We start from the raw sequence: 23086 nt of genomic DNA on the forward strand, positions 1-23086 counted from the left end.
CGACGCCTTTCTTGTCATTTTGTGGGTTGCAGCAGGTTAGGTCTCAACGCCAAAAAGAGAGGATCAGGCGAACCCTCGCTCACGCATTTGCAGCTGCATCGAGACAGCGCTACCTTAGTGCCTTGAATTTTGTTTGGCAAGCCGTCGATGAATCCAACTAAAAACGATAAAAATACCCGCACCACTGGCCGCCCTACCCTGAACGAAGTGGCCCGACTGGCCGGCGTCAGCCCGATCACCGCCTCCCGCGCCTTGCGCGGGGTCAGCACCGTGGCCACCGAGCTGGTGGAAAAGGTGCAGAAAGCGGCGCTGGAACTCAACTATGTGGTCAACCCCGCCGCCCGCGCCCTGGCCTCGGCCCAGAGCCAATCGGTGGTGGTGTTGGTGCCGTCGTTGTCCAACCTTTTGTTCATCGACACCCTGGAAGCCATTCATCAGGTTTTGCGCCCCAAGGGCTTCGAAGTGCTGATCGGCAACTTCCACTATTCGCGCGATGAAGAAGAAAACCTGCTGCGCAACTACATGGCCTATCAACCACGCGGCTTGTTGCTGACGGGTTTCGACCGCACCGAAAGTTCGCGGAGGATGATCGAAGCCAGCAACATTCCCTGTGTTTACATGATGGAACTGGACAGCGCGGCCGGGCTCAATTGTGTTGGCTTTTCGCAACTGGCCGCCGGCGAAACGGCTGCCGAACACTTGCTGTCCCGTGGTCGCAAGCGTCTGGCCTATATCGGCGCACAACTGGATCAACGCACCTTGTTGCGCGGCGAAGGTTTCCGCAAAGCCCTGCAAAAGGCCGGTCTGTATGACCCGGACCTGGAAGTGCTGACCCCGCGCTCATCCTCCGTCGGCCTCGGCGGTGAACTGTTCCTGCAACTGCTGGCCAGTCATCCGGATGTCGACGCGATCTTCTTCGGCAACGACGACCTGGCCCAGGGCGCCTTGCTCGAAGCCATGCGCAATGGGATCAAAATCCCCGAACAGGTGGCGATCCTCGGCTTCAACGACTTGCCCATGTCCGAACACATGGTCCCGCGCCTGAGCAGCATCAACACCCCGCGCGAAGCCATCGGCCGACGCGCAGCGGAGCAGATGCTGACGCTGATGGCCGGCAATACCGTAGCCAAGCCGGTGCAGGACATGGGGTTTGAGTTGAAGGTGCGGGAGAGTACTTAAAGACACGTTCGGCGACACGGCTCAGGAGTTTGCCGTGTCTGCCGTGTCAGGATCAGTTCCCATAAAAACGGGTCACAGTTTTGGCAGAAAGAAGGACTGCCACATATATACAGAGGTAACGGCCCTTGCTGCATGATGGGATCTGAGCCACAAATAAGTCGCGTAAGTTGCGGTTAGCATTCACTCTTCGCGTTTAAAAATCTGGCAACAACTTCCTGCTTCCTACAGCCATTTCCTTTTTTCTGATTGCGTCTGGTAATGAACTCGAATGCTATTAAGCTGTGGCTAGTTAGGGACCAAAACAACATAAACTGCCCCAAAGTCACCGCTATTTGAGCACAAAGCACTGACTTGGTAGACCGCTGTCTCGCCGACTAAAACATAGGTCTTGGCGCAGCACGGATGGCAGCCCACGCCCTGACAACCAAAAACCCGCGCATACCTTACGAACCCAATACATCGCCTGCGGACGTTGTAATGGCCTCATTTTGCCTGAAAAAAGGGGAACGCCGATGTTATACAAAGGTGAGTGGAATCGTGAAGAAGTTGATTACCAAGCCTTGGTCAACCAATGGCATGTTGTCGCGCTCAGCGAAGACTTGGATGCGAGCAAGCCCAAGGCGGTCCGGTTGTTGGGTGAAGACTTGGTGCTGTGGCGCGATGAGTTGGGAGGTGTGCACGCCTGGAAAGATTACTGCGGCCACCGTGGGGCAAAATTATCTCTGGGCTGCGTCAAGCAAGGGCAAATCGAATGTCCCTACCACGGTTGGCGCTATGACCGTCATGGCAACTGTAAACTCGTGCCGGCGCACCCTGACCGGGCCGGACCTTCATCCGAGCGGTTAATCTTTCGTCACTTCGCGCAAGAACAATTCGGTTTTATCTGGGCGAGCCTGGAGCAGCCTGATCGCCCCCTGCCCGATTTTGCTCAGTGGGAAGACAGCAGCTACCGGATAGTTTTTGCTGGCCCTTACCACTACAAAGCAAATGCCTTGCGAGCGCTAGAAAACTTCATTGATGCGTCGCACTTCCCATTTGTCCACGCCAACCTAAATGGGTTGCCCGACGCCCCGGAGCCGCTAAAAAAATACACGGTCAGTCTGGATGACCGAGGCTTGCACTCCAGTGAAATCAGTGTTTTCCAGCCCTATGGCGACCATCGCGCAATCCCTGTGACCGCGCGCTATAAGTATTCGGTCTTGAATCCGACGACGGCCTACTTCAAGAAGAAGACTGGTGAAACCGAGCGGTTCTGCACCTTCTTCAATGCCACTCCCGTCGATGAAGCCGAATGCATTATCTGGCTGATCGTGGCCATCAATTTCGGTCCTGACCTGACCCTGGAGCAGATCCTCTCGCGCCAGAACATCGTGTTTGAACAGGACCGGCACATTGTCGAAGCACAGCGACCTGCCCGTTTGCCTCTGGACCCCAAAGCCGAGATGCACGTGAACAGCGACCGCATGGGGCTCGAATACCGGCGCTGGCTGAAAACCCTGGGGGAGGCTTCCAGAAATCGCAGTTTCACGCAACCGATCCGTACTGTCTCGCTGTGACAAGGAAGCCAAAACATGAGCATTGACACTATCGAGTACTTCAGCAGCCGTGAGTCCAACGCCCGTACTTATGCGCGGAATATTCAACGGATTTTCACCCACGGAGCACTGGCCCAGGTGCAGGACAGTGATGGTCGGTACTATATCGACTGCCTGGCGTGTGCTGGTGCCCTGCCCTTGGGTCATAACCACCCTTTCGTACAGGAGCGCGTAATCGGGTTCCTGCAGTCGGGACAGTTGCAACAAGCGTTGGACCTGGCGACGCCGGCCAAATTTCACTTTATGAACGAGTTGTTTGCGGCCCTGCCAGCAGGCTTTGCCAAACAGGCCAAGCTCCAGTTCTGCGGACCCACGGGAGCGGATGCGGTTGAAGCCGCCCTCAAATTATTCAAAACGGCAACGGGGCGCCGCCCCGTGCTGGTGTTTCAGGGCGCTTACCATGGGATGAGCCATGGCACCTTGGGGATGATGGGCAATCTGGCCCCCAAGCAAGCAATCAGTGGCATGCCGGCGGAAATTCAATTCCTGCCCTATCCCTACACCTATCGCAGCCCCTTCGGTGCCCAGGTCGATGCTCTTGAAACCGAACGCCTGAGCCTGGCGTTTCTCGAAAGCGTGCTCAGCGATCCCGAGAGTGGCGTGTGCAAGCCGGCGATGGTCTTGCTCGAAGCCATCCAGGGCGAAGGAGGTTGTATCCCTGCCAGCGCCAACTGGTTGCGGCAGGTCAGAGAAATCACCCAGCGTCATCAAGTGCCGTTGGTGATTGACGAGATCCAGACCGGTATTGGCCGCAGTGGCGATATGTTCGCCTTCGAGCATGCAGGTATTACCCCCGATGCCATCATTCTGTCTAAAGCCGTCGGTGGCGGGTATCCGCTTTCACTGCTGGTCTATCTGGAGAAGTATGACCAATGGAAGCCCGGCGCCCATGCCGGCACGTTCCGGGGCAATCAGATCGCACTGGTCAGTGGCGCGGCCACCCTGGAGTTTATTCGGCGCGAGCACTTGCTGGAGTATGTCCGTGAAGTAGGCGAGTTGCTGCACCAGGGGCTACTGGAATTGAAAGACCGCTTCCCCTGCATCGGCGACGTTCGTGGGCGGGGGCTGATGCTGGGCATGGAGTTGATCGAGCCAAACGTAACCCCGGATGCACTGGGCCATCCACCGGCAGCGGGCGCCTTGGCCAGCGAGGTTAAAAAAACCTGTTTGGATGAAGGCCTGATCATCGAAAGTGGCGGTCGGCAGGGTGCCGTGCTGCGCTTCCTGGCGCCGCTGGTGATTACCCCTGACGAAGTGCGTGAGATTATCGAGCGCCTAAGTCGGGCACTGGCTCGACATGCGCCCGCCAAAACCATGGATCGTACGCACAAGGTTGCCGTGGAGGTACAGGCATGAGCACCTCCGCGCAAATACTGGACGTGCTGGGCATCGGCTTCGGCCCCGCCAACATTGCCCTAGCCATCGCTTTTGAGGAGTTGGCGCCCGCGTTGACGGTGCGTTTTGTGGAGAGACGACCCGGCCCGCTGTGGCAGCCCAACATGCTGTTGCCAGGCTCGGACATTCAGAATCATCCCCTGCGTGATCTGGTAACGCCGCGCAACCCCCGCAGCCGTTATACCTTCACCAACTTTCTGTTCGAGAACCAGCGTCTCTACGAGCACCTGAACTTGCCTCTGCATTACCCCTTGAGGCTTGAGTACGCGCAATACGTGACCTGGGTGGCGGAGTTCTTCAAGGAGCAAGTCGATTACAGCTGTGAAGCCGTATCGGTCGAAGCGGTGGAAGCGGGCCCTGAAGGTGGCATCGATCATTACCGGGTCCGCTCAGCCAATGACCAGATCTATCTCGCTCGCAGCCTGGTACTGGCGCCAGGAAGAACACCGCACATCCCGGCGCCCTTCGCCGAGCTCGTCGATACTCGAATACGACATCTGAATCATTATTTGCCTGCTCTGCAAGAGACTATCGAACGCACTGCCGGGCGATGCCGTGTGGCCGTGATCGGTGGCAGCCAAAGCGCTGTCGAGATTCTGCTGCATGCCAATGAGCAGGCGGCCGTGAAGGAAGTTGTGGGTTACACCCGAAACTTCGGTTACCGGCAGAAAGACACAAGTCCTTTTTCGGATGAAGTCTATTTCCCTGAATTCGTCGATACCTTTCATCGCGCAAGCCTCGAACATAAAACCCGGCTACGTCGTGAGCTGCTCCATACCAACTATTCAGCTTCTGACATCGATGTACTCAATCAGCTCTATATCAAGCGGTACGAGCAGGGCTTGCGCGGCGAACACCGGTTGGAGATCAAGACATGCCATGAAATAACCGCCTGTGTACCCGGGACAGAGGGCATGGAGTTGCAGAGCCGACATTTCCTGGAGGGTAAAAACTTTCGAAAAACCTTCGACCTGGTGATTCTGGCTACAGGGTTTCTCGATTTTGGCAAGGGAGAGCGCAAAGAGCCCTACCCGTCGCTGCTCGCCCCTCTGACCACCAGTCGCGGCGCTTTGCAGATCGCCCGTGATTACCGGATCGATCTGGACGGGTCTCTGCCGACCTATCTCAATGGACTTTGCGAATCCTCCCACGGGATGGGCGATGCAGGCTCCTTCAGCTTGCTCGCCCTACGCTCGAAAACCATTGTCGAGTCACTCAAGACCCATCTGCCAACCCGGGTCGAGTATCAGTGTTATGCCTGAGAAGAACCTTTCCCGGTTATTGGCCGCCCCATCGGTCTGGCAAGCCGGGTGGCCGTGTAAAACCGTGCGCTCGGCCCAGCTTCCGTTCGACAGCGATGTGGTGGTGATCGGTGCTGGAGTCGGCGGACTGGCTGCCGCCTTGCAGGCTCTGGATGCCGGGTGTTCGGTGACTGTACTCGAGGCTCGCCAGGTAGGCGCAGGGGCCAGCGGGCGCAATTCTGGCTTCGTCGTACCGGTACCTTCCCGGCACACGCCACAGTCATTGCGCCAGTGTCTTGGGGATAGCGCTGGCCATTTCGCTCGCGCGCTTCAGCAAACCGGCAGCGATGTCCTTTCTTGGTCGGCTGCGACGCCGCACCAGAGCGGCTGGATGCAGCCGTGGGCAAACCACTGCACACCGCAATTGCAGACCATAGCCCAAGGCTGGCGAAGCCTGGGCATTAGCGTGGAAGTGGCCGACCGTGAACGCATGGAGAGCGATCTGGGGACTGCGCACTATTGCGCCGGCTTGTGTTACCCGGAGGGTGGAGCGGTAGACCCTTTCGCGCTGGTGCAGGCCATGGCGAATGCCGTTGCCAGCCGTGGAGGACTAATTGTCGAAGGCTGCCCAGCCTTGCAGATCAATCCGCATGCCACTCATGTGGGCATCATCACACCATTGGGAGAACTCAAGGGAAATCGCGTCCTGGTCGCCGGAAACGCCTATGGTGTCGAGGCAAGCCGTATGACTCGGAAGGCGGTGAGCCCAATGGCCCTGATCCTCGCCACGTTTGCCATGACCGAGGATGAACCGGAGGTCGGTGTAATGCCCTTTTCGGACAACCGTAAGGACATGTGGTTTTTCCGCAGGCTCGAGAGTTCCCGGGTACTGACTGGGTGTTTCGCATTGCCGTTGGTGCAGTCGGTCAATTATTGCAGCACCTTGCTCAAGGAGCGCCTCCATACGATTTATGCAAAACCTCCAGGCGAATTGGAACACTTATGGGCTGGCTGGGTGGGGCTGACCCACGACGCGATGCCGATGGTCGATAGCCCAGATGAGCGCATCATCAGCTGGAGTGGATGCAATGGCCGCGGCCTGGCGCTATCGACCTTGATGGGCCGTACGCTGACGGACCGACTGCTGGGTAATGACAGCCTGAGGCTGCCCTTCCCCACCTCTCGTTACTGGCACAAGGGCGGTGTCCTCGGGTGGTTGGCGCAAACGTTTATCGCCGTGGACCGCTGCAAACAACGTCGTCGTGCACTCGCTCTTGTCAACCCTCCAAGTCTGCCGGGAGAACCCTCTTGAGTCAGTGTCCTTTCCATTACCGTGAGCATCGTTGTACGGATCCGCACCTGATCAATCGTTTTATCGACACGTTTCCATTGGCGCTTATTACGTCCCAGGCGGGTGGTAACTTTCACAGCAGCCATATTCCTTTATTGCGCAATCCGGATGGCACACTGTCTGGCCATGTGGATCGACGCAATCCCCAGTTCAGGGAGGCTGCATCGTTCAAGTGCCACATCGCCTTTATCGGGCCGTCGAGTTATATCCCCCCAGAAGCCTACCGTAATGCGCAATTGCCTACCTGGAACTACCTGGCGGTTCATATGCAGGCCGACATCGAGGTGATCGATAGCGAAACCGAAAACCTCGACATTCTGATGCAAAGCGCACAACGGTTTGCCCCCGAGGGCTGCGAGTATCGCGTCGACCCCCAAGACCCGAGAGTCATACGGAACCTGCCGCACATCCTCGGCCTTGCAATACGGCCGGAAAGCATCGAAGGCCGCTTCAAGCTGTCTCAAGACAAACCACCGCAAGACCAGGCATCTGCCCTGGACTGGCTGATAGAACAGCACCGCGCCGCCCACAAACAACTCCTCGAGTTCTCCTCATCTCTTCACCTTTTGTGAGATCCCAATGCCAATCGTACGAATTGAAGACCCGATCAACCGACCCGCAGCTACCCGACGCGAGGTCATCGAGACGACTTATCGATGCCTGAAACGGGTCTTTGGGGTCAGCGATGAAGAACTACAAGCCCGTTACGAACACTATCGCAAGGAAGACTTTCGCGCTCCCGGTGATAAGCCGGAGTATGTACAGGTGAACATCACTGTGTTCAAAGGCCGTACGCTGGAGACCAAACGCAAACTCTATAAGGAACTGAGCAACGCGCTCGCGGAAATGCTGGCTATTGCACCTTCTTCGGTACTCATCCTGCTGGATGAGCACGATGCGGAAAATTGGGGAATGCAGGGCGGCATCCCCGCTAGCGAGATCGACTTTGGTTATTCGGTTAACCTGTGACGCACTTCACGCAAACGACAGGATCATGGTAACCAACCCAGAAAGACGAACCATCCGTAATTGATGGGAACCAATACAACATACGTAATGAATGCAAGCGCAAGACTCAATCGTAACGCCGCCATGAAAGGGATTCTTCCCATTTCAATAGCGAGAACAATCGGAGAGGCCTGGTAAGGCAGAAGCGGTGTTGAAAACCCGATGACCTGAATCATCAGAACACTCAGTAACGGCAGTCCGGATGCGGTGGCTAACGACTGTGCCAAGGGAGTAAATAACGCTGGTACTCCGTTCGCTGTAACCACAAAATTTAGCAGCGTGGAAAGACCTACGATTGAGGTGTAGCTGCCGAACGGTGAAGCCGGATCCAACGGTGCAAGGGTAAGTACTTCATTACCAATTAATGTTCCGAGTCCGCTTTGTCCTACAAGTGCGGCGAGTCCGAGGATTGCTGCGACATAGACTGCCGTCCGATGGTTTACCTCTTGACCAAACTCTTCACTGGATACAAAGCCAACTCGTGGAAGGAGGCATACGCAAGCTGCCACGAGACCGACCCATGCAGGGGAAATGCCGTGTAAGGAGTCGGTAAGCCAGAGTCCCAGAGTCATCAAAAGAAGGATACCCAACCTCTTTTCCTTAGGACTCAAAGGGCGAGCAGGTTCCACCTCTATGCTTTTTCCCGCTTTATCTGGAAACAACCAGACGATACATGCACATAGTGCAAGTCCCTTCAGAATGCCAAGTACGGGCGCATGCAATATCAGATAAGGCAGATAGGATAACTGCAACCCGTACGTGGTATCGATGGCCCCCGCCATGACAAGATTTGGAACATTCGCCGGCAGAATGGATGCTGAAAGCTGGAAGGTTCCAAAGCCGACAGCAAGTGAAAGACCAATACGTCCTGGACTTTTCTCCCTGAAACCCACTCGATCAGCAAGCGCCAGGACAATCGGCATCAGTAGCGCAATACGCCCCATATTGGAAGGCATAACAAAAGCGAGCGCGTAAGTGAGGCCGACAATACCAAAGACCATTTGTGAATATGATCTGGAAATATGGGTAGCGAGCACCCTCGCACTTCGAGCGGCCAATCCTGTCTTGCGGATAGCGATTCCAATGACATAGCCACTGATAACGAGCCAGAATGCGGCGGAGGTAAACCCAGAAAAGATCAAGGAAGCGGGAGCGACATGGAGAATCATCGCGAACGCGAAGAACATAAGTGCAGTCAAGTACTCAGGAAGTCTACGTGTTGCCCATAGCGCGATTGTCACAGTTACCAAACCGGCCACTGTTATGAGTTGAACATCCATATCACTTCCCTATGTTCCGCGGACTCGGTTTACATCTTGAATTTTCTCAGTTCCTGAGGTCCGACTTCATAGCTGGGTTTATAACAAGTCCAAGGCAAGATACCGGCTGGTCTGAACGATTTTTTCGCGCTCCTCGAAACTCGTCAATTGAGCTGCCATGGCGCTGCTATCCCCTGAGCGTTTGATTTCAGCCAAAACGATTTGCATCGCGTGTATTGCAGCACGCTGCATATCCGAAGGAATGATGACGAGCTGGTAGCCAAGAGAGGACAGCTCTTCAATGGGCATTAAGGGAGTCTTGCCACCGTAGAACATATTCATCAGTTTTGGCCCTGGGATGCGTCGGGCAATCGTGCGAATTTGATCCAGTGTCTCTGGGGCTTCTACGAAAATCATGTCTGCACCGGCCTTCACATACTGCTCGGCTCGGCTTAACGCAGACTCAAAACCTTCTGTCGCAATTGCATCGGTACGGGCAATAATCATGCAGTCCTGATCGATCAGCGTATGGCGTGCAATCCGAATTTTTAGGCACATCTCGCTTACATCTATTAATTTTTTGTTGTCCAGATGGCCGCAGCGCTTGGGAAACGATTGATCCTCAAGGTGGAAAGCGGCGACACCGGCACGTTCAAGAGCTTGAACCGTTCGCTGAACATTGGCTGATCCCCCAAATCCCGTGTCGGCGTCTGCGATCACTGGCAGGTCACTTGCTTCGACAATTTTCTCGATCCGTTCCAGTACTTCGCTGAAACTCAATAGACCGATGTCCGGATATCCAGAAGCACGCGCAATCGCACCGCCGCTGGCGTAGACCGCGTCGAAACCCGCCATGGCGACTAGTCGAGCGGATATACCGTCATAAGCACCTGGTGCTATCACAGGAGAACCTGAGGATAGTTTTTCACGCAATTGTCGAGTTGGTTTCATATGAAGTTCTCCTAATTCTCGGACCGTAAACGTTCTGACCGAACCACTGGCGGTATTTTTGGCGCAGAAGAAGCATGGCGGCAGACAAATAAAATGTCTAATATTTAGAAAATACAGAATTAGTATCTTTGGAGTCCTAATTGGAACTCAGGCATCTACGTTATTTCGTCGTCACGGCCCAAGCGGAGAACTTCACACGAGCCGCCGAACAACTTGGGATCGCCCAACCCCCGCTTGGACAGCAAATACGTGATTTGGAGGATGAAATTGGTACGCCGCTTTTTCACCGGGTAGGACGCGGCGTCATACTCAGTGATGCTGGCAGGGTATTCCTGATATCGGCACAAGATATTCTTGCACGTGCCGAGGAAGCCCAAAAAAATGCGCGGCGCGCCGCACGAGGAGAGATCGGCTCGTTGAACCTGGGGTTCACCGAATCCGCTTCGTTCAACGATACCGTCACCGGTTTGATCAGCCGTTACCAGCGACAACACCCCAAGGTGGAGGTAAACCTTGAGGAGAACGATAGCGAATCGCTTATTTCCAGGCTCGGCCGTGGAGAAATAGACGCCGCGTTTGTCAGGCCTCCGTTTGCTATGGGCGGCGACATTGACTTCATCACCTTATCCGAAGAACCACTTATTGTTGTCCTGCCTGACGGCCACCCATTAACGTCACGCAAGCGTCTGTCGCTTGCTGATTTACGGCAGGAGAACTTCATCCTGTATTCACGCAAATCCGGTTATGGGCTGAGTGCGGATATCGTGGCCGCTTGCCGGCAATCCGGGTTCAATCCGACCATCCGTCAGCAGGCCCCCCAACTATCTTCCGCTGTAAACCTGGTATCTGCCGGGATGGGTATTGCGGTGGTACCCGCATCGATGCAGCGAATTCAACGCGCTGACCTGCACTACCGAGCACTTCGGCTTGATTGGCCGAAGGCGATACTTGGATTGGCCACGCGAAAGGCGAATCAGTCAACCGTAGTCAAAGACCTGATCAGTTCGACGAGAATCGAAACTCCGTAGTTGATCCTCCGATACAGACCATACTGTGGCGAGGGGGCTTGCCCCCTCGCCACAGGGAAAGCCTCTCGCCCCTGCTCTGTGTTTAGTCCTGCGGATCGAGGTTATCCAGCACCCGGTTCACCGCCAACTCGGCCAGCATGATGATCTGTGCAATCGCCAATACCGTATTGCGCTGGCTACCTTCCAGAAAAGCAGCAAAGTCATTGGTCATGACGCTCGCCGAGGCCAGCGATTCGCAGGCGTGCGCCAACAGAGTTTCGTTATTGATGCCGGGTGAGATGGAGAACATTGGGCTGGGATTGCGTGGGGGGTTCGGCGTGGGTTTGAACATGGTGATGCTCCTAGAGTGATGGAGCTGCCACGATTCGCTGCTAGACGAAAATAAGGTGGCAGCCGTGCGCGGGCTAGCAGACCAGGACTCTAGAACCCGGTAGACCCGAAGGTCTTCCCGCGCACAGCCGCCATAACATGAACTGACAGGCATAAAAAACACCTGTTCACGAGTGGTGGACGCTATGCGCCTAAAGTATCCAGGCTGCTAGACCCGATCGCTGATTTTGCAGCGACGCGGAACGATAGAGTCCGGATACCAGGCGCACAAGCCGGCGGATTCTGGCGTAGTTGTAGGCAATGACGCAATAAATCGTAGGCAGCGGAAACCTGCCGAAACGCCTTTCCTACAGACCACTCCTACAATTACACCTACGCCTTTCGCGATGGAGCAGCTCAAATGGAACACACACTTAAGATTCTCGGCAAAGCCTCGTCCATCAACGTCCGAAAAGTCCTGTGGACCTGCGAAGAACTGGGTATTGCCTACGAACGCGAGGACTGGGGCAGTGGCTTCGCATCCACCCACAGCCCGGAGTTCCTGCGCTTCAATCCCAACGCACAGGTGCCGGTGATCATCGATGAAGCCGGTGTGTTGTGGGAATCCAATACCATCTGCCGCTATCTGGCCGGCAAACACCAACACCACCACGAGCTGCTGCCTGGCGAACCGGCGGCACGCGCCCGGGTGGAACAGTGGATGGACTGGCAAGCCACCGAGCTCAATCCGTCGTGGAGTTATGCGTTCATGGCGCTGGTGCGCAAGGACCCGGAGTTCCAGGACGCGCATCGCCTCGAAGTCGGCATCCGCGGCTGGAACCAGAAGATGGGCATCCTCGAACATCAACTCGCAACCACCAAGGCGTATGTCGCCGGACCACAGTTTACTTTGGCCGACGTTGTCATCGGTTTGTCGGTCAATCGCTGGCTGATGACGCCGATCGACCGTCCTGACTACCCCGCCGTCGATGAATATTTCAAACGCCTGGCGCAACACCCCGGTTTCCTGAAGCATTGCTGCAATGGCTTGCCTTGAATGGCCGCAGGTTGCCGCCTGGATCGCCACACAGCAAGGCAACCTCGGGCTTGCAAGGCCACTAGTCTGCCAGCGTTGAGGACAAAATCGGTTCAGCGGCTTGTCGGGGGTTACCGTCCGTCGAGCATGTCCAGCAGCGCCTGCACCGCCGCCGACGGTGGTTTGTTCGCCGCGACCACCAAGGCAAACTCGCGCTCGATCCGCGGCAACACCGGTACCACGCGCAAACCTTGCCGATTGCCCGGCAGCGTCATCTCCGGCACCAGGCTCACGCCGATGTTTTCCCGCACCAGGGTGAACGCACTGCTCCACTCACGGACCTCGACACGCACATCCTGCAGTTGCAGCCCCGCATCGGCAGCCAGGCTTCGCGCATTGGTCGAACAACCGCCCGTGGCCAGTACAAAAGGTTGCGTCACCAACTCTTCGAGGCAGACGCCTTCTTCATGGGAACGCCGCGCCAGTGGATGGCCTCCGGGCAATACCGCCATCCAGGCATCGCGCCCCAAAGGACTGGCCTTGCGTTCGGCAGACGGATTGAGCACCACGCCGACATCCACCAGTCCCGCGCCGAGCAAAGTTTCCACTTCGTCATCGCTGACCTCCAGGGCGACCACCTCAATGCCGGGGTAAAGCCGGTTGAACTGGCGCAGCAAAGGCGGCAGAACGGTCGCCAGGACCATGGGAAAACTGGCCAGGCGAATCGTCCCGCGTTCAACACCTTTTGCGGCCTCGACAGTGCTGCGAATGGCTTCCAGCGCGCCGAGCATGGTCCGTGCCTGCTCGATGACCGGCAGGCCGATGGCTGTCGGCAATGTCTGGCGGTTTTCCCGGGTGAACAATTGAACGCCCAGGGTTTCCTCGATCAAGGCCAGGGCCTGGCTGGCCCCTGACTGGGTCATGCCGACCCGTTCGGCGGCCCGGGTGATGTTGCCGGTATCCGCCACGGCCACCACCATTCGCCAGTGCATCAGGTTCATCATGGCAGTAGCTTTCCTTATGGCAGTTTTCTGAAAGATTAATTTTACCGTTGGCGCCGCGCACTATGACACTGGCGTAAATCCACAACCAGAGCCCGCCCCATGAAGCTGTATTACGCCCCCGAAGCCTGCTCGCTGGCGCCACATATCGTATTGCGCGAACTGGGACTGCCCTTCGAATTGATCCGCGTCGATAACGCCACCAAGAAAACCGCTGCTGGCGATGATTTCCTGGCCATCAACCCCAAAGGCTACGTGGCCGCCTTGCAACTGGATAACGGCGAAGTGCTGACCGAAGGCCCGGCGATCCTGCAATACCTGGCTGATCTACATCCAGACGCGAAACTGGCCGCAGCCCAGGGGACATTTGAGCGGGTGCGATTGCAGGAATACCTGAACTTCATCTCGACGGAGATTCACGGCGGGTTCGGTTGGCTGTTCAACGCTCGATTTTCCGAAGAGGTGAAAGCGCTGATCAAGGAGAAACTGTTCAAGCGTTTTGCCGTGTTGAACCAGACGTTGGAGCGGCAGGATTACTTGATGGCGGGCGGGTTCAGCATTGCTGATGCGTATTTGTTTACGGTGCTGCGTTGGGCTCGGTTGTTCGACATTCAATTGAATGAGTGGCCGGCGTTGGCAAGGTTTCAAGCCAGGGTGGATCAGCGGCCGGCGGTGAAAGCGGCGTTGGCCGCCGAGTTGGCGTAGGACGTTAGATCAATCGCGAGCAGGCTCGCTCCCACAGGGGATCTTTGTTGACCACGGGATGAGTGGGCGCAACAGATCCAATGTGGGAGCGAGCTTGCTCGCGATGGCTACCTTCCAGACACTACAATACTACAAGTTGGCACTCACCTTGGTAGCCACCTCCCCCGGCACCCACCCCTTCCACACCTGCGGCTGCTCACGCAAAAACGCTTCGGCGACTTCGCGGGGTTTCTGCCGCTTTTCACTCATCTGGCCCAAGGTCTGGTTCAGCAGATCGATCGGCAAATCGACCTTTTCAAAGAACGTCACCAGGTCCGGGTATTGCGCCTTGAACGGTGCCGATACGCCGATGGCCAGGCTCGCCGGCATCGAGCGCGTGCCTTTGGGGTTCGGGTTGTTGGCGTCGGCCAGGGTTTTCCAGGCCTCGGCGTCGAACGGCGGTTCGTCGAGTTTCACCAGTTTGAAACGCCCCAACAGCGGTGTCGGCGACCAGTAGTAGAACAGCACCGGTTTACCACGGCGGATCGACGACGCGACTTCTGCGTCCAGAGCTGCGCCGGAACCGGTGCGGAAATTGACGTAGCTGGCGGTCAGGTCATAGGCCTTGAGTTTCTGGCTGTTGACGATTTCCGAGGTCCAGCCGGTCGGGCTGTTGAGGAAACGTCCGCGGCTCGGGTCTTCAGGGTCGCGGAACACGTCCTTGTACTTCGCCAGGTCAGCAACGGATTTCAACTCCGGAGCCAACGGCTTGATGCCGCGCTCGGGATCGCCCTTGATCACGTACTCCGGCACCCACCAGCCTTCAGTGGCGCCCTTGACCGTATCGCCGAGGCCGAACACCTTGCCCTCCGCCGCCGCCTTGACCCAGGCGGGACTGCGCCCTGCCCACTCTTCACCGATGACCTGGATATCGTTTTTCGCCAGCGCCGCTTCAAGGCTGACGGTGCTGCCCGGCAGCGTGTCGGTCGGGTAGCCGTAACCTTTTTCAACGATCAGGCGCAGGATTTCGGTGATGAGGCTGCCGCTTTCCCAAGTGATGTCGCCAAAGTGAATAGGTGCCGTTTTTTCCGTGGCCGATGCCGGGTGGGACAACAGGCTCAGGACCAGCAGCGAACTGCCGAGCAGGGTTTTGATCGATCTCATGCGGACCTCTTGTTCTGGAGTGGGCTGTTCAGGAACTGATTGGCGCTGTGCCGGTCGCACAGGGCTTGGGAACGGGTCATGTAGTCGCTGACTGAGCGCAGCGAGATGCCCAGCACAGCGGCGATTTGCGGATAGGTCAGGCCGTCGATCCGCGACAGCAGGAAGGTCGAGCGGACTTTGCCGGGCAGCCGCTGAAGACTGCGATCCACACGGGTCAGGGTCTGGGACAACTGAGCCAGTTCCTCCGGCGATTCGGCGTGGATCGGCTCGGCCTGTTGCAGTTGCTGAAGGTACTGGCGCTCCAGGTCACCTCGACGCCAACGCTGATAGAGCAGGCGCTGGGCGATGGTTGTGAGCAAGGCACGGGGTTCGCGGATTGCCGTCAGGCCAGGGGCCTGCAGCAGTTGCACGAAGGTTTCGCAGGCAATGTCTTCGACAGCGGCGGCATCGTTCAGGGACTGACGCAGGCGTGTGCAGAGCCAGTGGTAGTGAGCGCGGAACAGGCCGTCCACGTGTTTGCGATGAAGAATATCGGCGCCGGACATAGGGGCTCCTGGGTTAGGGGTCGCTGAATGTCCGGTGGTCCGGTGAGGCGAATCCTAGCAAGGAGCCTTATTCATTAATAATACTTAAAACTTATTTTTATATTCATTTATGGAATCAAAAAGAACACCTGACAGACCTCTACCGCAAATCCCCGTACCCCAGCACCTCGGCCTCACGCTGATAGTCGAGCACAACCTGATAGTCGCTTTCGTTGGCGGGCAGTACCTCTGGTAAGCCGAGGGTTTCGGCAACCTGCGGCAACTCGCGCAACGCCAGGTTCATCACCCGCAGAAGCTCTTCAGCCTGCTCATCGCTGACTGTCGCGGCGGTAATGAACGGTAAGGCAGGACTGAGCGCACTGCGGGCAATCACCCGCAAGCCGGTCACTTCCTCTGCGGCATGGCGCGCCAGATAGGCAAAGGTCACGCTGTCGATGGCCGCCAGATCGGCAAGGTCTTCGCGCAGCCAGCGCAGGCTTTCACGATGACTGCCGCTGATGCCGACCCGGGCAAAAAACCGCCCGTCACGCTGCAACGGCGCCAACCGGTGGCGCAGCAGGTTCATGCCGCTGTTGGAGTCCAGGCCATTGATCACGCCTCGGCTGCCACGAAAATCCGCCAGGGTTGGCCGTGCATCATCAAGGCGTCCCAGAATCAGGCTGCAATGATTGCCGCCGCTGCTGTCCGGCAGCTCATAACGAGGCCGCCCCAGCACCCGGACCTTGCCGCGCAATGCCGTCATCAGCGGATAGCCGCAGGTTTGTGTCAGCAGCAAGTGCGGCGACAACCACATCTGCATCAGGGACAGGCCTTCGGCGTCACGACGGGTGTCGCCCAGATGCTCGAGGATTCGCGCCAGCCAGCGTTCGCTGGCCTGGTGGATGGGTTCGGGGGCGGTGTACATCAGCAGTTCGGCGATGTGTTGGGTCATCATCGTATCTCCATACAACGAAGTTCCCTGTGGGAGCGAGCCTGCTCGCGATGGCGTCGTGTCAGTCGACATCAATGTAATCTGTCATACCGCTATCGCGAGCAGGCTCGCTCCCACAGGGATTGGAGGTGATCCATGTTTCAGTAAAACGGATGCCTCGGGCTGTCGATGGCCTTCACTCCATGCTCACGCCACAACTGCCCGTATCCCCGCACCAGAAACCCGCCACTGCGCGCCAGCCATTGCTCGCGGCGAGCCCTGTAAGCACGGGGCAAGTCGTACCAGGGCAACCCCGGCAACTCGTGATGCACCAGATGAAAATTGAGGTTCAGGAACAGCCAGCGCCACGGCCACGCCGCTTCATTGAGCACCGTGCGTTGCTCCGGCGCTGCATGAGGTCGATGTTCATAGTAGGAACGAATCATGGCGATCGACAGCGCCGGCACACTGATCAAAAACAGATAATGCCAAACCGGCAACAGGCTGACGTTCGCGATGAACAGCAGCATCAACCCGGCCATCAAACCGTGACTCAACCACATCAGCCAGGCCTGGCGCTCGCCCGCTCTCAGGCGTTGCAGCTCTTCACGGGCCAACGCCAGCAAGGCCAGCGGTGCACCCAGGGCAAAGCGGCCGAGCACGGTTTTGTTCAGCCAGTGCAGGCTGCGCACCAACAGTGAACTGCCCTGCCACTGCCCGGCACTCAGATAACGGCTTTCCGGATCGCGACCGGGGATCGTCAGGTCTTCGTCGCGGTGATGCAGCAAATGGCTATCGCGGTACAAGGTGTACGGATACCAGACGGCAAACGGCGCGTAGCCAAGGATTTTGTTCAGGGTTGGCCAGCGCGTGGGATGGCCGTGCAGCAGCTCGTGTTGCACGGATAACCACAGCACCAGCAATGGAATCAGCAACAGCGTGCTCCACCACAAACCCAAACGATGGCTGTTCAATACGATGCCAAACCAGCCGCCATACACACCGATCAACAGCAACCAGGTCGGCCATTCGGTGCGCGCGGTGAAGCGTCGGCGCAGGGTTTCGATTTCTTCTTGGTGGGCGCTATCAAAGTAATGGGGCATGGCGTAGCTCAGATCGGGGACCAGTCCCCTTCTGTGCATTGGCCTTGGGAAATCTTGCAGATTATTTTCAGGAGGATCGCTCCCATGTTGCATGGGAGCGATCAAGCAACGAGGGATCAGTGACCGAACACGCCGACCTTCTTGGCCTTCTTGTCCGCGCGCTTTTCAATGGCGGTTTTCGCTGGTTTCTTTTTCGCCGCTTTCTTTGAATCCATACCTTTGGACATGATGCGTACTCCACTCATGGGGATGTGAGATCAGGTATACACCTATCCCGGCGCGCGCGTTCTTTTATAATCGCCCGCTTTGCACACCGACAGTCCGAGACCATGCCCGATACCCAATTCACCCTGCTCGACGAGCCGTTATGGCCATTGATGAACAAGTTCTACCGCGCTCACCAATCGTCGATGAAAGCCGTGCGCGACGCAAAGCTGTGGGTGGCCCGGCGTGAGCAGATTGTTGCCGTGCTGTGTTTGCGTCCGGTGTCCGGCGGGCATTGGCTGACCGGCTTGCTGGTCGATCCGGCGTGTCGCGAACAAGGGCTTGCCGCCGGGTTGATTGCGGCTGCGGTGAAGGAGTGCGAGCTGCCGGTGTGGTTGTTCTGTCATCCGGATTTGCGAGGGTTTTATGAGCGACGCGGGTTTACGTTCGATCCGCCGATGCCTTACGCGATGGTTGAACGGTTAAGCCGTTATGCGCGCAGCAAGCCGATGATTGCGATGGGGTTGGCGCCAGGCGTTTAACTCAAGCCTATGGAGATCAACTGTGGGAGCGAGCCTGCTCGCGAAGGCGGCGTGTCAGTCACTATTAATGCTGACGGTTAGACCGCTTTCGCGAGCAGGCTCGCTCCCACAGGGTTTTGCGGCGATTTAATCGTCCGCGTTGGGATCCAGGTCCGGGAACATCACCTCGGTGAAGCCAAACTTGCTGAAGTCGGTAATGCGCGACGGGTACAGGCGGCCGATCAGGTGATCGCACTCATGCTGCACCACCCGCGCATGAAACCCCGAAGCGACGCGTACGATGGGCTCACCCTTGGGGTCGACGCCTTCGTAGCGAATCTGCTGGTAACGCTGCACCGCGCCACGCAGGCCAGGCACGGACAAACAGCCTTCGAAGCCCTCTTCCAGGGTCGGGCTCAGCGGTGTGATCAACGGGTTGATCAGGATCGTCTGCGGCACGGCCTCGGCATCCGGATAACGCTCGCTGTGCTCGAAGCCGAAGATCACCAGTTGCAGGTCGACACCGATCTGCGGAGCGGCCAGGCCAACGCCCCTCACACTTTCCATGGTCTGGAACATGTCATCGATCAGTTGCCACAGCTCGGGGCTGTCGAACATCTCGGCCGGCACTGGCGGGGCAATGCGCAGCAGGCGCTCATCGCCCATTTTCAGAATTTCACGAATCATGATCAGATTTCATCAATGGTCGGTTTGTGTGAGTGATCGCGGCCCAGGCCCGACACGTGATGTTTTTCCTCATGGACGGGACCATGCTCGCCAGCCACTTTTTCGCCAGGGTCCTTGCCCTCTCGCGACATGTGCTCGATCACCGCGTTCATCTCCGCGCCCAGCAGCAGCACCGCGGCGGAAATGTAGAAGTACAGCAACAGCACGATGATCGCACCGATACTGCCATACATGGCGTTGTAGTTGGCGAACTCCTTGACGTACAAACCGAAGCCCAGGGAGGCGATGATCCACACCACCACCGCCAGCACCGAGCCAGGGGTGATGAAGCGAAACTCCTGTTTGACGTCGGGCATGACGTAGTAGATCAACGCCACCGCGACCATCAGCAGAATCACGATCACCGGCCATCGCGCGATGGTCCAGAGTGTAACGATGAAGTACTCAAGGCCGACCTGCGCAGCGATCCAGCTCATCACCTGCGGCCCGAGCACCATCAGCGCCGCGGCGATCAGCAGCATGCCGGCAATGCCGACGGTGTAGATGATCGACAACGGAAAACGTTTCCACAGCGGGCGCCCTTCAACCACGTCGTAGGCAGCGTTCATCGCGCTCATCATCAGCCGCACGCCGGCGGAGGCGGTATACAGCGCAATCACGATGCCCACTGACAGCAGCCCCCCCTTGGACTGCTGAAGCTGGTCGATCACCGGGTTGACCTGCTCCAGCGCCTGGGGTGGCAATACGAGTTCCGATTGCAGGCGCAGCCAGGAGAAGAAGTCGGGCAGATGCAGGAAGCCGATCAGGGCAATCAGGAACAGGATGAACGGAAACAGCGAAAACAGCATTTGATAGGCCAGCGCCGAGGCATAGGTCGACATCTCGTCGGCGATGAACTCGGTAACCGTGCGCATCATCACACGGTGCAGGGGCAAGCCTCTCATGTCCGGGAAAATCATTCGCGTCTCCATTCGCCGCATACGGATTTGGGGTGAAGTCGTGGCGACTCAGGGGCTGTTTTCTTTCATCAAGGTAGCCCAGTTGGCGACTTTGAAACAAATTCAGCGTGCAAGTTCAGGCTGACACAAAAACGGCCATCTGAAGATGGCCGCGTCTTCTTTTCATTAAAGACATTTCAATGCTGGAAAGTCGTTACACAAGGTTGACCGGGGGCTTTTGCAGGGAGTTTCATTTATTTCACCATGACATTTCATCGTTCAGTGCAGGTTGGGCTTTATGTTTACGGGCCAACCCCTGAGAATGCGCAACACATTCAGGCCTTGGCGCTGAAGATCCAATCCCGTAGGAACGTTATGAAACTCGATAAAAAGCAGGCCATTGCCCGCAGAAACCAGGAACTCGGCGGTGCTGTGCTTGGCGTCAACAACTGCCACTTCGCCGAACTGAACCGTAACCGCAACATCTGGTGGTTCGACCTCCCGGTGACGCGCCTTGCAATCGGTCAGTACGAGTGGATTCACCTGCTGATGCACACGCCGGACACCGACGAGTTGCTGCACCTGAAAGTGCCGACGGTGTTCCTGCGCGAGAAGCTCGAAGGCCTGGTGGTGCGCAATGAAGGCAAGCGCAAGGCAGCATTGAGCCTGGAACTGAGCGCCGACAAGGACTCCTTCCTGCAGGACATGCGCCCGGCGGGCACCAACGTCAACTTTGCGCCGTTTCGCCAATAAAAAGCAAAAGCTTCGCGAGCAGGCTCGCTCCCACATTCAACCGAGTTCCGGCAGAAGGAATGCGGTCACATGTGGGAGCGAGCCTGCTCGCGATAGCGGTCTGACAGGCGCTGACTTATCAGGCATCCAACAAAAAGCCCCGCATCTGCGGGGCTTTTTGCTGATTACGCGGTGGCTTTCTTCGCGTTGATCTTCTTCAACTCTTCATCGCGCAATTCACGACGCAGGATCTTGCCGACGTTGGTGGTCGGCAGCGCATCGCGGAACTCCACGGAGCGCGGGACCTTGTAGCCGGTGACGTTGGCGCGCATGTGCTCCATCACCTGTTCCTTGGTCAGGTTCACGCCCGGCTTGGCGACGATGAAAATCTTGATCGCCTCGCCCGACTTCTCGTCCGGTATACCGATGGCCGCGCATTGCAGCACGCCCGGCAGGGTGGCCAGCACGTCTTCAAGTTCGTTCGGGTACACGTTGAAACCGGACACCAGGATCATGTCTTTCTTGCGATCGACAATGCGCATGTAGCCATCGGGCTGGATCAGCGCGATGTCACCGGTCTTCAACCAGCCTTCGCTGTCGAGGATTTCATCCGTGGCTTCCTGGCGCTGCCAGTAACCCTTCATGACTTGCGGACCCTTCACGCACAGTTCGCCGATTTCGCCCAGAGGCTGCTCGACACCGGCATCGTTGATGATTTTGCACAGGGTCGACGGCACCGGAATGCCGATGGTGCCGACCTGGATGTGCTGGATCGGGTTCACCGTCGCCACCGGGCTGGTTTCGGTCATCCCGTAGCCTTCGCAAATGGCGCAACCGGTCACCGCTTTCCAGCGTTCGGCCGCGGCCAGTTGCAGGGCCATACCGCCCGACAAGGTAACTTTCAGCGCGGAGAAATCCAGCTTGCGGAAGCCTTCGTTGTTGCACAGGGCCACGAACAGCGTGTTCAGGCCGACGAAGCCGCTGAACTTCCACTTCGACAGTTCCTTGACCATCGCCGGCAGGTCGCGCGGGTTGCTGATCAGGATGTTGTGGTTGCCGATCAGCATCATCGCCATGCAATGAAAGGTGAACGCATAGATGTGGTACAGCGGCAGCGGCGTGATCAGGATCTCGCAACCTTCATTGAGGTTGGAACCCATCAGCGCCTTGCACTGCAGCATGTTCGCCACCAGGTTGCGGTGGGTCAGCATCGCGCCCTTGGCCACGCCGGTGGTGCCGCCAGTGTATTGCAGCACCGCGACATCACCGCTGGCCGGGTTGGCTTCCGCCACTGGCTGGCCCAGGCCTTTGCTCAGCACGTCGTTGAACTTGACGGCCTTGGGCAAGTGATAGGCCGGCACCATCTTCTTCACGTACTTGATGACGCTGTTGATCAGCAGACGCTTGAGCGGCGGCAGCAGGTCAGCGACTTCGGTGACGATCACGTGCTTGACGCCGGTTTTCGGCACCACGGTTTCCGCCAGGTGCGCCATGTTGGCCAGGCAGACCAGGGCTTTGGCACCGGAGTCGTTGAATTGGTGTTCCATTTCCCGCGCGGTGTAGAGCGGGTTGGTGTTGACCACGATCAGCCCGGCGCGGATTGCACCGAAGACGGCTACCGGGTACTGCAACACGTTGGGCAGTTGCACGGCGATTCGATCGCCAGGCTGCAAATCGGTATGCTGTTGCAGGTAAGCGGCAAACGCACCGGACAATTCGTACAGTTCACCGTAGGTGAGTGTCTTGCCCAGGTTGCTGAATGCCGGCTTGTTGGCGAAGCGTTGGCAGGATTGCTTCAACACTGCCTGAATATTCGGATACTCGTCTGGATTGATGTCGACAGCAATCCCAGCTGGGTACTTATCCTTCCAAAAGTCTTCGATCATGGAAGCCCACTCCTCAGCAACGCGAATTCAGCACCGCATTTGATGCGATTATTATTGGTGTTTGGTCATTGGTAAATCTGGCTGATAGAAGGCCGAGAAGTCACAAAGCGCGCCGAGAGTAGCAGCTTTGCCAAGGGTCGACTAGAGCCAAAAGAGGCCTCTACGGTCACAATTGTGACTCAAGACTTTCAAGCGGTCATTTTAGAGCAAAAAACCTATAAAGCCCTGTAGCCCACGAAAACCGGGGCTTTAGCGTCCGCCGAAAAGCATCGCGGGCAAGCCCGCTCCCATAGGGTTCGCGTCGTTCACATCCATTGTGTACGACACTGAACCTTGTGGGAGCGGGCTTGCCCGCGATC

Annotated in this window: 23 protein-coding genes; 12 read left to right on the plus strand and 11 right to left on the minus strand. The window is 57.3% G+C overall.

Features of this window, described 5'->3' with window-relative positions; genetic code table 11:
* Positions 1-147 precede the first annotated feature (147 nt).
* From WHX55_RS24420 to WHX55_RS24450, 7 genes are all read left to right on the plus strand, one after another.
* Positions 148-1179 (plus strand): LacI family DNA-binding transcriptional regulator, encoded by a 1032-nt coding sequence (locus WHX55_RS24420; protein WP_223445746.1) that lies wholly within the window; start codon positions 148-150, stop codon positions 1177-1179.
* A 512-nt stretch (positions 1180-1691) separates the two neighbouring features.
* Positions 1692-2735 (plus strand): aromatic ring-hydroxylating dioxygenase subunit alpha, encoded by a 1044-nt coding sequence (locus WHX55_RS24425; protein ID WP_150757880.1) that lies wholly within the window; start codon positions 1692-1694, stop codon positions 2733-2735.
* Positions 2736-2750: 15 nt separating this feature from the next.
* On the plus strand, positions 2751-4130 hold the full coding sequence (locus WHX55_RS24430; RefSeq protein ID WP_224789071.1) for a diaminobutyrate--2-oxoglutarate transaminase family protein: 1380 nt from the start codon (positions 2751-2753) through the stop codon (positions 4128-4130).
* Positions 4127-5431: a SidA/IucD/PvdA family monooxygenase gene (locus tag WHX55_RS24435; RefSeq protein WP_353741484.1), complete on the plus strand. Its 1305-nt coding sequence runs from the start codon at positions 4127-4129 to the stop codon at positions 5429-5431. The genes WHX55_RS24430 and WHX55_RS24435 overlap by 4 nt, the downstream gene beginning before the upstream one ends.
* The gene (locus WHX55_RS24440; RefSeq protein WP_353741485.1) at positions 5424-6722 is read left to right on the plus strand and encodes an FAD-dependent oxidoreductase; all 1299 of its coding nucleotides are present in this window, start codon (positions 5424-5426) and stop codon (positions 6720-6722) included. The genes WHX55_RS24435 and WHX55_RS24440 overlap by 8 nt, the downstream gene beginning before the upstream one ends.
* A complete protein-coding gene (locus WHX55_RS24445; protein ID WP_353741486.1) occupies positions 6719-7333 on the plus strand; it encodes an FMN-binding negative transcriptional regulator in 615 nt (204 codons plus the stop codon). Before WHX55_RS24440 ends, WHX55_RS24445 begins: the two co-directional genes overlap by 4 nt.
* 7 nt (positions 7334-7340) lie before the next feature.
* Complete coding sequence (locus WHX55_RS24450) at positions 7341-7730, plus strand: tautomerase family protein (protein ID WP_353741487.1); 390 nt, start codon at positions 7341-7343, stop codon at positions 7728-7730.
* A 23-nt stretch (positions 7731-7753) separates the two neighbouring features.
* Here WHX55_RS24450 and WHX55_RS24455 read toward each other — a convergent pair whose 3' ends face one another.
* Positions 7754-9049 (minus strand): SLC13 family permease, encoded by a 1296-nt coding sequence (locus WHX55_RS24455; RefSeq protein ID WP_353741488.1) that lies wholly within the window; start codon positions 9047-9049, stop codon positions 7754-7756.
* 78 nt (positions 9050-9127) lie between these two features.
* The gene (locus WHX55_RS24460; RefSeq protein ID WP_353741489.1) at positions 9128-9979 is read right to left on the minus strand and encodes an isocitrate lyase/PEP mutase family protein; all 852 of its coding nucleotides are present in this window, start codon (positions 9977-9979) and stop codon (positions 9128-9130) included.
* Between the two features lie 140 nt (positions 9980-10119).
* Between WHX55_RS24460 and WHX55_RS24465 the strand changes: the two genes are divergently transcribed.
* On the plus strand, positions 10120-11007 hold the full coding sequence (locus tag WHX55_RS24465) for a LysR family transcriptional regulator (protein WP_353741490.1): 888 nt from the start codon (positions 10120-10122) through the stop codon (positions 11005-11007).
* 82 nt (positions 11008-11089) lie between these two features.
* Here the strand turns inward: WHX55_RS24465 and WHX55_RS24470 are convergent, their stop codons facing one another.
* Positions 11090-11338 (minus strand): DUF6124 family protein, encoded by a 249-nt coding sequence (locus WHX55_RS24470; protein WP_353741491.1) that lies wholly within the window; start codon positions 11336-11338, stop codon positions 11090-11092.
* A gap of 399 nt (positions 11339-11737) precedes the next feature.
* Here WHX55_RS24470 and WHX55_RS24475 point away from each other — a divergent pair, with 399 nt between their 5' ends.
* The gene (locus tag WHX55_RS24475) at positions 11738-12373 is read left to right on the plus strand and encodes a glutathione S-transferase (protein WP_151213944.1); all 636 of its coding nucleotides are present in this window, start codon (positions 11738-11740) and stop codon (positions 12371-12373) included.
* 110 nt (positions 12374-12483) lie between these two features.
* On the opposite strand, the gene WHX55_RS24480 is transcribed toward WHX55_RS24475, so the two are convergent.
* Positions 12484-13356 (minus strand): LysR family transcriptional regulator, encoded by an 873-nt coding sequence (locus WHX55_RS24480; protein WP_150757887.1) that lies wholly within the window; start codon positions 13354-13356, stop codon positions 12484-12486.
* 99 nt (positions 13357-13455) lie between these two features.
* On the opposite strand from WHX55_RS24480, the gene gstA reads away from it, so the two are divergent.
* Positions 13456-14058, plus strand: a complete 603-nt coding sequence (gene gstA, locus WHX55_RS24485) for a glutathione transferase GstA (protein ID WP_353741492.1) — start codon at positions 13456-13458, stop codon at positions 14056-14058.
* Positions 14059-14187: 129 nt separating this feature from the next.
* On the opposite strand, the gene WHX55_RS24490 is transcribed toward gstA, so the two are convergent.
* From WHX55_RS24490 to WHX55_RS24505, 4 genes are all read right to left on the minus strand, one after another.
* Positions 14188-15201 carry an ABC transporter substrate-binding protein gene (locus tag WHX55_RS24490; RefSeq protein ID WP_353741493.1) on the minus strand — a complete coding sequence of 338 codons (1014 nt, stop codon included), beginning with the start codon at positions 15199-15201 and terminating at the stop codon, positions 14188-14190.
* The gene (locus tag WHX55_RS24495) at positions 15198-15746 is read right to left on the minus strand and encodes a sigma-70 family RNA polymerase sigma factor (RefSeq protein WP_150726665.1); all 549 of its coding nucleotides are present in this window, start codon (positions 15744-15746) and stop codon (positions 15198-15200) included. Before WHX55_RS24495 ends, WHX55_RS24490 begins: the two co-directional genes overlap by 4 nt.
* A gap of 139 nt (positions 15747-15885) precedes the next feature.
* Entirely contained in the window at positions 15886-16677 is a 792-nt protein-coding gene (locus WHX55_RS24500; RefSeq protein ID WP_353743086.1) for a PhnD/SsuA/transferrin family substrate-binding protein, read from the minus strand.
* A 140-nt stretch (positions 16678-16817) separates the two neighbouring features.
* Entirely contained in the window at positions 16818-17759 is a 942-nt protein-coding gene (locus tag WHX55_RS24505) for a fatty acid desaturase (protein WP_353741494.1), read from the minus strand.
* A 329-nt stretch (positions 17760-18088) separates the two neighbouring features.
* On the opposite strand from WHX55_RS24505, the gene WHX55_RS24510 reads away from it, so the two are divergent.
* A complete protein-coding gene (locus tag WHX55_RS24510) occupies positions 18089-18505 on the plus strand; it encodes a GNAT family N-acetyltransferase (RefSeq protein WP_353741495.1) in 417 nt (138 codons plus the stop codon).
* A 126-nt stretch (positions 18506-18631) separates the two neighbouring features.
* Here WHX55_RS24510 and def read toward each other — a convergent pair whose 3' ends face one another.
* Positions 18632-19171 carry a peptide deformylase gene (def, locus tag WHX55_RS24515; RefSeq protein WP_353741496.1) on the minus strand — a complete coding sequence of 180 codons (540 nt, stop codon included), beginning with the start codon at positions 19169-19171 and terminating at the stop codon, positions 18632-18634.
* A 2-nt stretch (positions 19172-19173) separates the two neighbouring features.
* The gene (locus tag WHX55_RS24520) at positions 19174-20130 is read right to left on the minus strand and encodes a YihY/virulence factor BrkB family protein (RefSeq protein WP_150756280.1); all 957 of its coding nucleotides are present in this window, start codon (positions 20128-20130) and stop codon (positions 19174-19176) included.
* A gap of 354 nt (positions 20131-20484) precedes the next feature.
* Here WHX55_RS24520 and WHX55_RS24525 point away from each other — a divergent pair, with 354 nt between their 5' ends.
* Positions 20485-20862, plus strand: a complete 378-nt coding sequence (locus WHX55_RS24525) for a hypothetical protein (protein ID WP_150757893.1) — start codon at positions 20485-20487, stop codon at positions 20860-20862.
* A gap of 164 nt (positions 20863-21026) precedes the next feature.
* On the opposite strand, the gene fadD1 is transcribed toward WHX55_RS24525, so the two are convergent.
* Positions 21027-22727, minus strand: coding sequence for a long-chain-fatty-acid--CoA ligase FadD1 (fadD1, locus tag WHX55_RS24530; RefSeq protein ID WP_353741497.1), 1701 nt, complete (start codon positions 22725-22727; stop codon positions 21027-21029).
* Between the last annotated feature and the right edge of the window lie 359 nt (positions 22728-23086).

This window comes from Pseudomonas fluorescens, from assembly GCF_040448305.1.
Lineage (GTDB): Bacteria > Pseudomonadota > Gammaproteobacteria > Pseudomonadales > Pseudomonadaceae > Aquipseudomonas > Aquipseudomonas fluorescens_BH.

Excerpts from the sequence above, each read along its gene's own strand:
- WHX55_RS24420 (WP_223445746.1), top strand. The coding sequence starts at position 148 with ATGAATCCAACTAAAAACGATAAAAATACCCGCACCACTGGCCGCCCT.
- WHX55_RS24425 (WP_150757880.1), top strand. The coding sequence starts at position 1,692 with ATGTTATACAAAGGTGAGTGGAATCGTGAAGAAGTTGATTACCAAGCC.
- WHX55_RS24430 (WP_224789071.1), top strand. The coding sequence starts at position 2,751 with ATGAGCATTGACACTATCGAGTACTTCAGCAGCCGTGAGTCCAACGCC.
- WHX55_RS24435 (WP_353741484.1), top strand. The coding sequence starts at position 4,127 with ATGAGCACCTCCGCGCAAATACTGGACGTGCTGGGCATCGGCTTCGGC.
- WHX55_RS24440 (WP_353741485.1), top strand. The coding sequence starts at position 5,424 with ATGCCTGAGAAGAACCTTTCCCGGTTATTGGCCGCCCCATCGGTCTGG.
- WHX55_RS24450 (WP_353741487.1), top strand. The coding sequence starts at position 7,341 with ATGCCAATCGTACGAATTGAAGACCCGATCAACCGACCCGCAGCTACC.
- WHX55_RS24455 (WP_353741488.1), bottom strand. The coding sequence starts at position 9,049 with ATGGATGTTCAACTCATAACAGTGGCCGGTTTGGTAACTGTGACAATC.
- WHX55_RS24460 (WP_353741489.1), bottom strand. The coding sequence starts at position 9,979 with ATGAAACCAACTCGACAATTGCGTGAAAAACTATCCTCAGGTTCTCCT.
- WHX55_RS24470 (WP_353741491.1), bottom strand. The coding sequence starts at position 11,338 with ATGTTCAAACCCACGCCGAACCCCCCACGCAATCCCAGCCCAATGTTC.
- WHX55_RS24475 (WP_151213944.1), top strand. The coding sequence starts at position 11,738 with ATGGAACACACACTTAAGATTCTCGGCAAAGCCTCGTCCATCAACGTC.
- WHX55_RS24480 (WP_150757887.1), bottom strand. The coding sequence starts at position 13,356 with ATGATGAACCTGATGCACTGGCGAATGGTGGTGGCCGTGGCGGATACC.
- gstA (WP_353741492.1), top strand. The coding sequence starts at position 13,456 with ATGAAGCTGTATTACGCCCCCGAAGCCTGCTCGCTGGCGCCACATATC.
- WHX55_RS24490 (WP_353741493.1), bottom strand. The coding sequence starts at position 15,201 with ATGAGATCGATCAAAACCCTGCTCGGCAGTTCGCTGCTGGTCCTGAGC.
- WHX55_RS24495 (WP_150726665.1), bottom strand. The coding sequence starts at position 15,746 with ATGTCCGGCGCCGATATTCTTCATCGCAAACACGTGGACGGCCTGTTC.
- WHX55_RS24500 (WP_353743086.1), bottom strand. The coding sequence starts at position 16,677 with ATGACCCAACACATCGCCGAACTGCTGATGTACACCGCCCCCGAACCC.
- WHX55_RS24505 (WP_353741494.1), bottom strand. The coding sequence starts at position 17,759 with ATGCCCCATTACTTTGATAGCGCCCACCAAGAAGAAATCGAAACCCTG.
- WHX55_RS24510 (WP_353741495.1), top strand. The coding sequence starts at position 18,089 with ATGCCCGATACCCAATTCACCCTGCTCGACGAGCCGTTATGGCCATTG.
- def (WP_353741496.1), bottom strand. The coding sequence starts at position 19,171 with ATGATTCGTGAAATTCTGAAAATGGGCGATGAGCGCCTGCTGCGCATT.
- WHX55_RS24520 (WP_150756280.1), bottom strand. The coding sequence starts at position 20,130 with ATGATTTTCCCGGACATGAGAGGCTTGCCCCTGCACCGTGTGATGATG.
- WHX55_RS24525 (WP_150757893.1), top strand. The coding sequence starts at position 20,485 with ATGAAACTCGATAAAAAGCAGGCCATTGCCCGCAGAAACCAGGAACTC.
- fadD1 (WP_353741497.1), bottom strand. The coding sequence starts at position 22,727 with ATGATCGAAGACTTTTGGAAGGATAAGTACCCAGCTGGGATTGCTGTC.